General features: G+C 49.5%; 12 protein-coding genes and 1 pseudogene. 6 read left to right on the top strand and 7 right to left on the bottom strand.

Features of this window, described 5'->3' with window-relative positions; genetic code table 11:
• The first annotated feature begins 99 nt into the window (after positions 1-99).
• A protein-coding gene (locus tag BAR1_RS09135; RefSeq protein ID WP_407681507.1) for an IS3 family transposase occupies positions 100-1,235 on the top strand; the annotation gives its coding sequence in 2 pieces (ribosomal slippage) (positions 100-346 and positions 346-1,235; 1,137 coding nt in all).
• 27 nt (positions 1,236-1,262) lie between these two features.
• Positions 1,263-1,688: pseudogene (locus BAR1_RS09130) on the top strand (IS3 family transposase); the annotation flags it as partial.
• Positions 1,689-1,908: 220 nt separating this feature from the next.
• Here the strand turns inward: BAR1_RS09130 and BAR1_RS09125 are convergent.
• The gene (locus BAR1_RS09125) at positions 1,909-4,353 is read right to left on the bottom strand and encodes a DEAD/DEAH box helicase (protein ID WP_118942736.1); all 2,445 of its coding nucleotides are present in this window, start codon (positions 4,351-4,353) and stop codon (positions 1,909-1,911) included.
• Positions 4,346-5,146, bottom strand: a complete 801-nt coding sequence (locus tag BAR1_RS09120; RefSeq protein ID WP_118942735.1) for a Hachiman antiphage defense system protein HamA — start codon at positions 5,144-5,146, stop codon at positions 4,346-4,348. The genes BAR1_RS09125 and BAR1_RS09120 overlap by 8 nt, the downstream gene beginning before the upstream one ends.
• 481 nt (positions 5,147-5,627) lie before the next feature.
• Between BAR1_RS09120 and BAR1_RS09110 the strand changes: the two genes are divergently transcribed.
• Positions 5,628-6,530 carry an ArdC family protein gene (locus BAR1_RS09110; protein ID WP_118942733.1) on the top strand — a complete coding sequence of 301 codons (903 nt, stop codon included), beginning with the start codon at positions 5,628-5,630 and terminating at the stop codon, positions 6,528-6,530.
• A gap of 82 nt (positions 6,531-6,612) precedes the next feature.
• Here the strand turns inward: BAR1_RS09110 and BAR1_RS09105 are convergent, their stop codons facing one another.
• On the bottom strand, positions 6,613-6,837 hold the full coding sequence (locus BAR1_RS09105) for a hypothetical protein (protein ID WP_118942732.1): 225 nt from the start codon (positions 6,835-6,837) through the stop codon (positions 6,613-6,615).
• A complete protein-coding gene (locus BAR1_RS09100; RefSeq protein WP_118942731.1) occupies positions 6,837-7,082 on the bottom strand; it encodes a hypothetical protein in 246 nt (81 codons plus the stop codon). The genes BAR1_RS09105 and BAR1_RS09100 overlap by 1 nt, the downstream gene beginning before the upstream one ends.
• 162 nt (positions 7,083-7,244) lie before the next feature.
• Here BAR1_RS09100 and BAR1_RS09095 point away from each other — a divergent pair, with 162 nt between their 5' ends.
• On the top strand, positions 7,245-7,886 hold the full coding sequence (locus BAR1_RS09095; RefSeq protein ID WP_118942730.1) for a hypothetical protein: 642 nt from the start codon (positions 7,245-7,247) through the stop codon (positions 7,884-7,886).
• A 2-nt stretch (positions 7,887-7,888) separates the two neighbouring features.
• Entirely contained in the window at positions 7,889-8,878 is a 990-nt protein-coding gene (locus tag BAR1_RS09090; RefSeq protein ID WP_118942729.1) for a phosphatidylglycerol lysyltransferase domain-containing protein, read from the top strand.
• Positions 8,879-8,953: 75 nt separating this feature from the next.
• On the opposite strand, the gene BAR1_RS09085 is transcribed toward BAR1_RS09090, so the two are convergent.
• A complete protein-coding gene (locus BAR1_RS09085) occupies positions 8,954-9,133 on the bottom strand; it encodes a hypothetical protein (protein WP_118942728.1) in 180 nt (59 codons plus the stop codon).
• A gap of 522 nt (positions 9,134-9,655) precedes the next feature.
• On the opposite strand from BAR1_RS09085, the gene BAR1_RS09080 reads away from it, so the two are divergent.
• On the top strand, positions 9,656-9,883 hold the full coding sequence (locus tag BAR1_RS09080) for a hypothetical protein (protein ID WP_118942727.1): 228 nt from the start codon (positions 9,656-9,658) through the stop codon (positions 9,881-9,883).
• Between the two features lie 12 nt (positions 9,884-9,895).
• Here the strand turns inward: BAR1_RS09080 and BAR1_RS09075 are convergent, their stop codons facing one another.
• Together BAR1_RS09075 and BAR1_RS09070 are read right to left on the bottom strand one after the other, a co-directional pair.
• Positions 9,896-11,188, bottom strand: coding sequence for a relaxase/mobilization nuclease domain-containing protein (locus BAR1_RS09075; RefSeq protein WP_118942726.1), 1,293 nt, complete (start codon positions 11,186-11,188; stop codon positions 9,896-9,898).
• Positions 11,185-11,619 carry a MobC domain-containing protein gene (locus BAR1_RS09070; RefSeq protein WP_118942725.1) on the bottom strand — a complete coding sequence of 145 codons (435 nt, stop codon included), beginning with the start codon at positions 11,617-11,619 and terminating at the stop codon, positions 11,185-11,187. Before BAR1_RS09070 ends, BAR1_RS09075 begins: the two co-directional genes overlap by 4 nt.
• Between the last annotated feature and the right edge of the window lie 25 nt (positions 11,620-11,644).

The following is an 11,644-nucleotide window of genomic DNA, read 5'->3' as shown; positions in this document are numbered from 1 at the left end:
TTAGGGCAGTAGGCGTGCATAAATCAAGACTTTTGCACGCTGAATAGCCCCTAGATTTGTAGACACCTTCTTTCCTAAAAATGAGGCAAGGAGGCCACCATGGGCAATGCAAGATTCAGTGAAGATTTCAAACGGGATGCGGTGCATCAAATCACGACGCGGGGATACCCGGTAGCGGAGGTATCAAAGCGATTGGGCGTCAGCACCCACTCGTTGTATTCGTGGGTGAAGAAGTATTCGAAGTCGGCTGAGGTTAATATCAACGACGATCATGCCGCTGAGAATAGACGATTAAAACGGGAGTTGGCGCGGGTCACCGAGGAAAGGGATATCCTAAAAAAGGCCACCGTATACTTCGCGAAAGATGCCAAATGAAGTATGCGTTTATTGAAGGGCATCGCCCACTGTTTTCGATCCGTGCAATGTGCCGTTGTCTGCGCGTTCACCCCAGTGGTTTCTATGCTTGGCTGAAGAGCCCCCTTAGCAAAAGGGCCATCGAGGACCAGCGTCAGACAAAGTTGATCAAAGAGGCTTGGGACGAAAGCGGCAAGATTTACGGGTATCGGAAACTGCATGATGATCTATTGGATCAAGGCGAGGCCTGCTGCCCGAACCGTGTAGCTCGTTTGGCAAGGCTGGCGGGTATCAAGGCCCAGATCGGCTATAAACGCCGCCCTGGCAAGTATGGTGGTAAGCCATCGATTGTCGTGGATAACACGCTGAACCGGCAATTCGATGTTGATGCACCGGATAGATTCTGGGTCACGGACATTACCTATATCAAAACCTATGAGGGGTTCCTGTATCTGGCGGTTGTGATCGATCTATATTCTCGTCGTGTGGTTGGCTGGGCAACACATAGCCGTCAATATACTGACCTCGTTTTGCAGGCACTGCTGATGGCCGTTTGGCGGCGTAAACCAACGGGCAATGTGCTAATCCACTCGGACCAAGGCTCGCAATTCACCAGCATGGAATGGGCTTCATTTCTAAAGCACCACAATCTGGAGCACAGCATGAGTCGCCGTGGAAACTGTCATGACAATGCAGTCGCTGAGAGTTTCTTCAACCTGCTGAAACGGGAGCGCATCAGGCGCAGGGCATACAAAACCAGAGAAGACGCAAGGCGGGATATATTCGACTACATCGAAATGTTCTACAATCCGAAACGCAAACACGCTAGAAACGGAATGCTGTCGCCCGTAGAGTTCGAAAGGCAGCAGAAAATGAAATAAGAAAGTGTCTAGGAAACTAGGGGCTATTCAGTTGTGATCGATCTATATTCTCGTCGTGTGGTTGGCTGGGCAACACATAGCCGTCAATATACTGACCTCGTTTTGCAGGCACTGCTGATGGCCGTTTGGCGGCGTAAACCAACGGGCAATGTGCTAATCCACTCGGACCAAGGCTCGCAATTCACCAGCATGGAATGGGCTTCATTTCTAAAGCACCACAATCTGGAGCACAGCATGAGTCGCCGTGGAAACTGTCATGACAATGCAGTCGCTGAGAGTTTCTTCAACCTGCTGAAACGGGAGCGCATCAGGCGCAGGGCATACAAAACCAGAGAAGACGCAAGGCGGGATATATTCGACTACATCGAAATGTTCTACAATCCGAAACGCAAACACGCTAGAAACGGAATGCTGTCGCCCGTAGAGTTCGAAAGGCAGCAGAAAATGAAATAAGAAAGTGTCTAGGAAACTAGGGGCTATTCACGCCTGGTTCGGTCCTATGAAATCAAATGCTTGGCGTGTGCATAAGTCGCGTGCAAAATAGTCGATTGGTAATCCCTCATGATCCTTAACGCACATACATGGGGCTGCATTAGATGTTTGATTGCGAGGGTTCAGCTAATTTAGGCTCTTGGGGTTCGAAGGCCATGAAGCATTAAGCCAGTATTGGTTTTTAGAATTCATGTGTAAGTCCCATGTGCATTCCAGCCTCGAAGACTAGAATTTCGTTTTCTCTGCTTTGGCGCATCTGCTCAATCAACTCGGGACGAAGCCTTAAAACACCAGTATCCAGCTCGAGATCAACAAAGTCTGCATAGTTATCGATGAGCTTGCCCGCTAGGATCGAGTTCACTCCGAAGTTCATTAATCTAATTTTGTTCTGATTGGTTGTCCCAAACTTGATTTGCAAATAAAGGTCCTCTTCGAGCTTGCCTAGATCGTTCAGCAGTTCCACGTATTTCAACAAGTGGTTGTCAATGAAGTCCTGCTCTTCCTTAATGCGGACAATCGCCAGATTCACTTGCTCTGTGTGAGACTTCTCGCTGATGATCACCCAACTTTGGCGATAAGAGCCTTCCCTAGCAATGTCACCCCATTTCCCCACGTAGACCTCATCGCCTCCCATGTCCTCCCAATAGCGCAGGAAGTTATTGATCATCTCGGCATAGGACGCACCCCTGATTTTCCAATCAATCAGCATGGCATAGAAGGTCTGGGCACTTTCCTCCCCAATACGGCGAAGAACATCAAATGCCCCGCCATCCTTCAGGAACGGAATAAATGCACTGGCAATCAGCGCCAAGACCTCATTAGACGATTGAGTGGGGGCCCTTACACCGTCGAGAAGGCCCTGAATTTGTGTCTCATGTTGCAGAACATCGATTTCAGAAATATTGTTCAAAAAACATGCGCGCCCAACCGGCGTGACCGCTCTTGCTACGTCTAGCCCCGTTGTTCCTGGAAGGACGTTCTCAAGGAATTCATCGGCTTCTCGCTTACGTTCCTCTCTAGCGTCATCTTCGATCAACACCTCTTCCAACAGCACATTATCGACCTCATCCTGAAGCTTCAAATCAACCTGAGCAACGGTTTTGATGAACTTGCGCAGATTAGCCCGCGCATCCAGATACGCATGGCTTCCAACCAGATAGATTTCTGGTTCAAGCATTCTTAGGTTGCCCGACCCAACGCTAAATATTTCATTGAATCGGCATACGCGGCCAACAAGATTGCGAAACTCAGACTTGGTAAGATTCCTCTGCCCCTTTTTGTTTTCAAGGATGAACATCCTCTCAGCTGGGATGTTCACCCCTTCAAGAAGAGTAGAATTGCAGACGATGTGGCGAATTTCGGGGATCTCGGTGTAGGCTCGCTCGATGTAAAGCTTAACGATATCCGGTACCGAACCGTGATGATAAAGGATGCCTTTGCGTAAGCCCTCAACAAGCAGATACTCGCTATGCAAAAAATCTGCAATACTGTCGCAGACACGCGCTATGCTTTCATTTTCGAGATCGTCATTACGCGGGAGAAATGCGCGCATAAACAGTTCGATCTTTTTGGGCAGATTGAAGAAAATAATGTTCTTCTTGGCGGCTAGATTTAGAATTAGTTGCAGCTCATCGTCAAAAACTTCCTCGGTGCTTTGAACGAACCTGTCAAAGTACTGGTCGTAAATACTGACAGCTTCGCCCTCCCGACAATCAACCACATAGTATCGCTCTGTCTTCAATCCTTCTTTGACCTTGTAGTCAGCCGGTTCGATTTCGGCGTATCGAAGCTGCAAGTTCTTTTGATCCACAAGAAATGGCGTTAGGTACTTGAAGCGCGCAGCCGGATTTCGCCGCTTTTGCAGGATGATGACTTTCGCAAGCAACAAGGCCCGCGAGTCGTCCCCGAGCAGGTTGTGCGCTTCATCGACAAAGACAAAGTCAAAGTTGACATCTGGATGCTTGATAAAAAATCGGAGCAACCTCTCTTGCGTTAGTACCGCTAGGAAGTTTTGATCGCCTCCTTGAAACATCTCGGCGTGGGTTATGATTTGACGGTTATCGTCTGCAGTCCGTTTTTTCAAGAGCCGTTGCTTGGTTTGAGCGAGTAAGGCCTTTGTGGGCACCAATATGCAGATATTGCTCTGAAGATTTTGATTGCAAAAACCTGAAATCAGCTCGGACTTCCCGTAAGATGTTGGTGCCGTGATGGTCACGTCGGTCAAGTTATGCTCATTGAAAAAATTTCTTAAATCAAGCTGCTGCTGGGTGAAGACGGCGTCTTCTACCTCAAAAAGCTCCAGCAAAGACGAAAAATATTCCGGGAAAAAGTGGACAGGCTCTTCTTCCGCAGCCAGACCCGATTGTACGCTGTCTACAATCGGCATAAAGCCCCGGCCAATGGCAACGTCATAGAGCGGAACGTAGTCACCGGTGAGGTTCGCGTACATCACCACAATCCGGTATCCCAAAGCAGCAACATCCGGGTTCTCGTGGTTTAGGAAAAGGACTGCCGCCGAGAGCAGTGTTTCCGACTGTGCCCTACTCAATTCGCCGCGAGTCAAGAGCGTCTGATAAAGCTCGAAAAAGTTGGAATTCCTGAGTGTTCTGAGCGGCGCTTTAGACATCGGAAATCTCGCTTCGCAAGAAATCTGTGACGCTTTTAAAGGTGTCCTTTTGCATTGCGATCGACATCAAATCCCTGAACTCGTTCATATCCTTTTGCGTGGTGTGTCGGGCCTGAAACTCTGCCCCGGTGGCAAAAGCCTGCGCGCCCGAAAAACTCACGGCGACCAGAACCGCGTTGTAGTCAGTGCTCGCTGACTCACCGTCCACAGCTTTTACGTTGTAGCTTTCAAGCAGCGCTTCAACTTGTGCCTTGAGGCTAGTGTCATCGATGACCAAGCTGGCGCCGTTCACAGCGTTTTGCCAAAGTGTATTTCTATCACTGCCCAACGCAGTTTTTAGACCGTTCTTCGCAAGCGAAAGAAGACTGCCCAGCTTGTTAATGCTCGTTTCCAGCCCGCACTCGCCAGCCTTCACTTCTACAAACCAGATTTCGCTCGTGGCCTTATGTTGCAAGACTAGATCAAAGCCCTTCTTAATCGAGTCTTCTTCCATGTTGAAGTACGGAGAAGCCGCGCGAAAATAGTCCTCATAGTGCAGTAAGAGCACATGGGTAAGAAGCTCCCCAATCATGCCCTTTTGAATATCTGGATTTTTCGGATCGAACTTTTGAAAGAATGCCTTCAGGGTTCTCTGATAGGAGTATAGTACCGAATTTCTTGAGGCCTTTGCTGCTCCAATGCAAATCTCGGACAGGCGCGCGCGGATGACGTTCTTCAACTCATCGGAAATATCTTCGATGGTGAAACATAATGAGCCCGTTTTGCTCTTTTCGAATTGAATGCCTTCCAACATACTGCTTCAACAATCCCTCAAAACAGACTGAATGTCCGACGCGCGTGCGGGCTTAATCTGTTGAATTTTCATATATTATTAGGTTCTCCCAATACCTATTCCAATGCAACCAAAAAAATGAAAATCAATGGTCATTCACACATTTTACGGTGCACCACTTTGTGGCCGGGCTGTCGTGAACCGAGCCTGTAGTCTCGGCCATCCGGCTTCCACCCCTTGCGCGTGATCTGATGCCAGCCCAGGCGGGCTGAACTTCTTCTTTTCTGATTGGGGTCTGCGCCCCCGTCCTCCGTCAAGACCAAGCCCTTCGCATGGGCTTTGGGCGCTTGCCAGCGGTCTCCCCATCCTTCCGCGCGTTGCTTGTGCAGGACGGGTGATCCCCCTCCGCTGGCTGCGATCTTGACGGTCTCCCCCCCGCTCATTGGCGCGGGCCTAGTCCAGTTGCATGCGCAACCGACTAAACCAGAGAAGGAAAAAGCCAATGAAACAAGATGTTTATCAAAAAGTTACTGACAAGATTATTGCCGACTTGGAGCAAGGCGAGCTGTCATGGCTCAAGCCGTGGTCAGCGGGCAATATGGACGGGCGGATTGTTAAACCGCTGCGTCATAACGGCATGGCCTATAGCGGAATTAACGTGCTAATGCTTTGGGGCGCGGCCATTGAAGGCGGTTATCTATCGCCGTTTTGGATGACCTACCGCCAAGCCAAGGAATATGGCGCAAATGTGCGTAAAGGCGAGCGCGGCAATCTTGTGGTATATGCCAACACCATCACCAAGACCGAGGAGAAAGCAGACGGAAGTGAGGAAGAACGCAAAATCCCCTTCATGAAAGGGTACAGTGTTTTCAACGTCGAGCAAATCGAAGGGCTTCCCGAGCATTTCTATGCAAAGCCCGAGCCCGTAATTGATCCCGCGCAGCGGATTGACCATGCAGAAGCATTCTTTGCCGCAAGCAAGGCTGATATTCGGCCTGGCGGAAATCGTGCCTTTTATTCAGGCGGCAGCGACCATGTGCAAATGCCGCCTTTTGAGTGCTTCAACACTCCTGAAAGCTATTATGCGACCTTGGCTCATGAACTGACGCATTGGACCAAACATCCCAAGCGTCTTGACCGAGAATTTGGCCGCAAAAAATGGGGCGATGAAGGCTATGCCCGCGAAGAACTTGTTGCCGAACTTGGCGCGGCGTTCCTTTGCGCTGATCTGGCATTGACACCTGAGCCGGGTAAAGATCACGCGGCCTATATTCAAAGCTGGCTGAAAGTCTTGAAGGAAGACAAACGGGCAATCTTTTCTGCAGCCGCCCATGCGCAGCGCGCAGCGGATTTCCTGCACGGTTTTCAAGAAACAAATGCAGTAAAAGAAGGAGTTGCCGCGTAAAGCGGCGGCTCGCTTTGAACCCATCAAAAAAACGGCGGGCTTTGCAGCCCGCCGCCTTATTGGGACAAAAAATCCCCCACTATTAAACCTGCGCTTCATTGTCATTCGAGGCCTTGGCAAAATCTGCGATTGTGCCGCCAATCGCGGTTTCAAAATCCTTGAACACGACCCGATCCATCAGCGGGTAAAGGTAGAGCTCTCTTGGCTGAAGGCTTGAGACATTGACCAGCTTGGCCAGGAAATTCTGAAACTGCAGGTCATATTCAACGCGCGCATGGGCATGATATTTGTTTGAAATTTTTGTCATTATGCTGCCCTCCCATAACGCGTTACATTCGCTTTGCTGAGTTGCTTGCGATAGGCAGCATCTAGCTTTGTAGCTTTTTCGAGCAATGAGCGAAAACGCTTGATATTAACCCGCGCATTGGCTTTTTCTGCATAAGCAGCGTCGTAAAGCTCTTTAACATCAAAAAGCGAGACTTCGCCTTTATTGTCGTTTTGTGGACGAAATGCGTTCCAGGCACGCCCTCCGATTTTCTTTAAAATGATCATGGTATTTCCCCTTTAAAATCAAATTACATATTCAATATTGTGAATTTATATAGACAATTGGTTAAAAATTGGTTAAAAGGTCAATATTATTTACCTTATTCGATGTATTTTTTCGATTTAAGGCGTATTTTTTACAAAAAGGCATAGATAAGTTGTTGAATTATGAATGTTATTTCTCCCAAACAATGCCGTGCGGCTAGGGCATTATTAGACATTACCCGCGCAGATTTATCCCAAATTTCGTCGGTTTCCTCCGCTGCAATTGGTGGTTTTGAGACTGAAGCGACCACTCCGCGTGCGGCGTCAATCTCTTTGGTACGAGCAGCGCTTGAGGGCAAAGGGATTGAATTCTTAGACGATGATGGCGTCCGCGAGCGCAAGAACACCGTGAGGGTATACAAAGGCGAGAAGATTCATCGCCAACTTCTTGATGAAATTTACAGCGATTTGAAAGAAAATGGCGGTGAAATTCTTATTAAAGGTGTGATTGAGACGAGTTGGGAAGATGGTGATGATAAGTCTTTTCTTAAGAACCATCTAGATCGCCTAAAGCAGGCCGGAATTACCGAACGGATGATTGTTTCTGAGGACGCCGATTATTTCGTAGCCCCAATTCACTGGTATCGAAAAATTCCCAGCAAGTATTTCACTCCCCACACGCACTGGATATTCGCGAACAAGGTGGCGATGATTTCCTGGGGTGATATCGAAACGCTTACTATCATTGAAGACAAAGCACTTTTCCGAACGGAAAGGCTTTTGTTCGATTGCGTTTGGGACAATGTTGCCAAGGTAGTCGAGTAGCCATGAACGAATTAAGTGAGATCAGATTAGGGAAGGAATTCGAGCAACAAACCTATAGCAGAATTGTTGCAATAGGATATGATGACCTACCTTTATTGCAAAGGGTTCTAAACTTCTCAAAAAGCGATGATCCATACCAAAAATCTGCCGCATATTTTGCAATGACTGGGCGGAATGGCTTGTGGATGGCTCGGGACGAAAATACAGCTATCATTTATTGCCGTCATCCAAATCTTGAAGATTATTTTCTGGTATTTCCGACAATTGGACAGGAAAGCGATGAACTTTTGACAGAAGCTTTAGGCGCAATTGTGTCTAGTGGCGGCGTGCCAATTTATGCCCGCGCAGAAGGGCTCCTGCCTGAGGATAAAATCAACCCAAACTTCAATGCGCAGAAAATACCAGAAAAACATTTGGATTGGGCTTATCCAGTCTGTACGCTCGATACAAAACTTGTAGGCCAGCACCGGGGAAATAAATTCCAACAATTACGAACGGCTTTAAACAAGCTGGACCATACAAGGGTATTGGCAATAGATTTCGATCCAAGTCAGCATCGCGGCGATATTTTCGAAGTCCTAGAACAGTGGGCATCAAACGAAAAAGGCAAGAGCGAACCTTATCAACGCCTTCTTGAGCTTTTTGATATTCTACCAATGCAAGGTCGCCTTATTTATCATGATGGCAAGCCAGCCGGATTTTCCATTTGGGAAGAAACCGACCCGAGGAATGGCATGGCAAACGCTCATGCCCATATTGGCATCCACCAAGTAAGTGGCCTTTCCAGATTTGTAATGCTCGATATGTGCCAAGCATTGGAGGCCAGAGGTTTTGGCCGCGTATGTATTGGAGGGTCAGAAACTTCTGGTCTAAACCAGTTCAAACAGCAGATGCGCCCGGTCGAAAGCATCGAGCTTTCAAGTTATAGGATTACGCCAAAATCAAGACTGTTTCGAAATCTTGCAAATGAGTTTCAAGTATTGGGAATTTAAGAGTTCTTTATAATGCACCTACAGGATTGTCGGAATGCGTAAAGAAACGGCTGGCGAAAGCCAGCCGCAATAGATTTATGGTGACAGCACGCGTGACGCCAATTCGCGCTCAATGTTGCGCATCGAGGTGAGCGCATCACGCTGTTCTTGAGAGCCGCGCGCGGCAGCCCCAAAAGCTATGAAAGCCTTTTTGCGCAAACCGTAAAGCTCAGCGGTGCCAAGCATAGCCGCTTCAAATTGTGAGATAAGTTTCATTCTATCCTCCTGTATTGCAAGGAGGCCCCGAACCGCTCAGGGCCTTTCGGCCCCGGCACACATCATTCGCCTATGAAGGCTCTGATGGTTTGGGAGACTACTCAAAAAACAGGATTGGATAGGCGTGAATCGCTCGATTTATTGAAGTCGTACAAATGCTGGCTCAGCTTGGAAATTGCAGGTTTGATCGGGAAGATAGCTGGCTGGTAAATACTTGCCGCGATGCTCCCATGGCCGCAATCAGCATTCCAGTAGGGCATTGTCACCAGGGTGTGGATTTCAGGCAGAAAATAGGGAACGTAACGCGACCCGTGATGAATTCTTAAGGCGCGCGTCTTTCCCCTTTGATCGGGTTTGCTTGCAAAAAGGCACCCAAAATCCCTGACCGAACGCGGCATCAAATTTCAATGGTCTGCCCGCACCACCTGACTGCGCCAGCCGTGTTGACCATGAACTCTGAGCCTTTGCTTTCGATCTCTCGGGAGGGTGTTAGCAAGCAACCCAAGCAAAGGAGACTAAGAAATGACACGCGAAAATCACATCACAACAAAAGCCCCCAAAGCCCCCGATTACCTGGCCTGGCACGTCACTCAAAAGGGCGATAAGTCCTACTGGAACAAGGTCGGCGCGGCATGGGAACACAAGGACGGCAAGGGCTATACGCTGCAGCTTGAAACTTGCCCGATCAATGGCCGCATCGTTCTACGGCTTCCCTTTGAAGATGCACCAGAACTTCAGGGGCGCGCATAAGCGCCCCTTATTCTACGGCTCCAGCCTGCGCGTGCGCGCATTCTTACGCCGTCTTTGCGCGTCTTCCCTGTCCCGCGTAATCGGCGGTTCATGATCAGGGCTTTCATGATAGCGCACTACATCGGCGCGCAACTGCATCAATTCTTGCTGCGCCCTTGCATTTTGCCGCTTGAAATCTTTCTGCAAGGCGGCGCGCTCTTGCAGGTGGCGGAAGATCAGCGCATCTTTTTCTTCCCGACCCCGTTGCCAGGCCTGCAGGGTTTCTTGCTCATTTTGCGCTTTGATCTTGCTATATTGTCCGGTCAGGCGGTGCCATATACCGGAAAAGCCGCGCGGCAACCGCTCTGCTCTTACTTTGGTTTCTGCCTGCCAACGATTATCCAGTGCGTTCCAGAGATGCTTTCGCTCCTCTTGCTGACGCGCGACCATTTCCTTTTTGTGAAATTCGAGTATGGACAGGCGTTGCCCTGCATCGCGCTCGGCCTCCTTTATGAATTCTTCAAGCTTGGCGGACATGCCGTCTGCAATTCTGGCCCTGACCGCCTCAGCAGAAGCCAGTTGCTTGTGATCTCCAAGACGAGCTTCAATCTCTTTGACCTTCACCCCGGCATAACGTGAGAGGGAATAGACCTGGCCCATATAATCGATGGCGACAAAGCCGCGACGCTCGCCTCGTGCCAACCAAAACCCCCGGCTTTTAAGCGCTTGTTCAAATGACGCCAGATTGTCAGAGCTTTCCCAACAACCACGCAAAACGGATTTGATTTCTCTGGGATCAAGACCGGCTCGTTTTGCCTGTTGCCATTCTTCCCGTGAAAAATTTAGCGGGTCGCGCAAGCGTTTATCCTGCAAGCCACGTGGCATGTCCCAATCGTGCTCCAGAAACAATTCACGCGAAACACCGCGCAGCTTGGATTTAAAGTGGGGCAGGTTGATTGCCCGCATCCGCTCAACATCGATCCGAGACCAAATAACATGTGCATGGCGTCTGCCATCTTTTTCATGAAAGACTATTGCGCGCGGTTGATTGTTCAGACCGAGCTTTTTTCCGATTCTATCAGCCGCTTGCTCAAAAGCCTTTACCGAAACCTCAGCGCCTTCTGGCGGATTCAGGCTCATGGAGAACAGGTAATTCTTGCAGCGCGTTCCCTTGGCAATCGCATCGGCCTCACTGAACGCTTCGATCAGATCATCACTGGCAAAGCCGGTCACTTCATGAAGCTCGACATGCTCATTGCCGCGCATCGCCAATAGGTAACGAGCAAGCTGCCCAGCACCTCCGCGTTCCTTGGCTTTGAGGATCATGGCTCGCTCCTTGGCAATTTTCCGAGCGCTCGCAGCATGTCAGAGCGCAAAGCCCTGATCTCATGACAGGCCTCGACCAGATCGGCTTCGGTCTCAGGTGTCACCGGCAGCGAACCTGTGTTTACCGCCTTGGCGAGTTGATTGAGGTTTGAGGATAGGCGCGAAGATCCCAACGCCCCGAGCACGCGCCCCAAAGCTTCTGCATCACCAACAGGGCTGTTGCCTGGCCGCTTGCGTGGCGCGGCATCTTCGCCGAACAAGCACTCACGAATATGGGCAGAAAGCGTTTTGCACCCGCGCTCTGCGTCAAGCCTTGCGCGTTCCTCGAAAGTAAAACGGATAGAAAACGGCGGCGGGTATTTCGGAACATCGGCTTTTGATTTTGCCGAGTTAGATGCTATACTGTTGAAATTATGGTCTAAGTTGCTCATCGTCGCACCTCAGACCTTTACGGTC

It is taken from the genome of Profundibacter amoris (assembly GCF_003544895.1).
Taxonomy (GTDB): domain Bacteria; phylum Pseudomonadota; class Alphaproteobacteria; order Rhodobacterales; family Rhodobacteraceae; genus Profundibacter; species Profundibacter amoris.
Note: the sequence above shows the minus strand (reverse complement) of the source record. Positions and strands in the feature narration are given on the sequence as shown.

Bases quoted from the DNA above. Each gene is read 5' to 3' on its own strand.
- BAR1_RS09125 (WP_118942736.1), bottom strand. From the start codon at position 4,353: ATGTCTAAAGCGCCGCTCAGAACACTCAGGAATTCCAACTTTTTCGAG.
- BAR1_RS09120 (WP_118942735.1), bottom strand. From the start codon at position 5,146: ATGTTGGAAGGCATTCAATTCGAAAAGAGCAAAACGGGCTCATTATGT.
- BAR1_RS09110 (WP_118942733.1), top strand. From the start codon at position 5,628: ATGAAACAAGATGTTTATCAAAAAGTTACTGACAAGATTATTGCCGAC.
- BAR1_RS09105 (WP_118942732.1), bottom strand. From the start codon at position 6,837: ATGACAAAAATTTCAAACAAATATCATGCCCATGCGCGCGTTGAATAT.
- BAR1_RS09100 (WP_118942731.1), bottom strand. From the start codon at position 7,082: ATGATCATTTTAAAGAAAATCGGAGGGCGTGCCTGGAACGCATTTCGT.
- BAR1_RS09095 (WP_118942730.1), top strand. From the start codon at position 7,245: ATGAATGTTATTTCTCCCAAACAATGCCGTGCGGCTAGGGCATTATTA.
- BAR1_RS09090 (WP_118942729.1), top strand. From the start codon at position 7,889: ATGAACGAATTAAGTGAGATCAGATTAGGGAAGGAATTCGAGCAACAA.
- BAR1_RS09085 (WP_118942728.1), bottom strand. From the start codon at position 9,133: ATGAAACTTATCTCACAATTTGAAGCGGCTATGCTTGGCACCGCTGAG.
- BAR1_RS09080 (WP_118942727.1), top strand. From the start codon at position 9,656: ATGACACGCGAAAATCACATCACAACAAAAGCCCCCAAAGCCCCCGAT.
- BAR1_RS09075 (WP_118942726.1), bottom strand. From the start codon at position 11,188: ATGATCCTCAAAGCCAAGGAACGCGGAGGTGCTGGGCAGCTTGCTCGT.
- BAR1_RS09070 (WP_118942725.1), bottom strand. From the start codon at position 11,619: ATGAGCAACTTAGACCATAATTTCAACAGTATAGCATCTAACTCGGCA.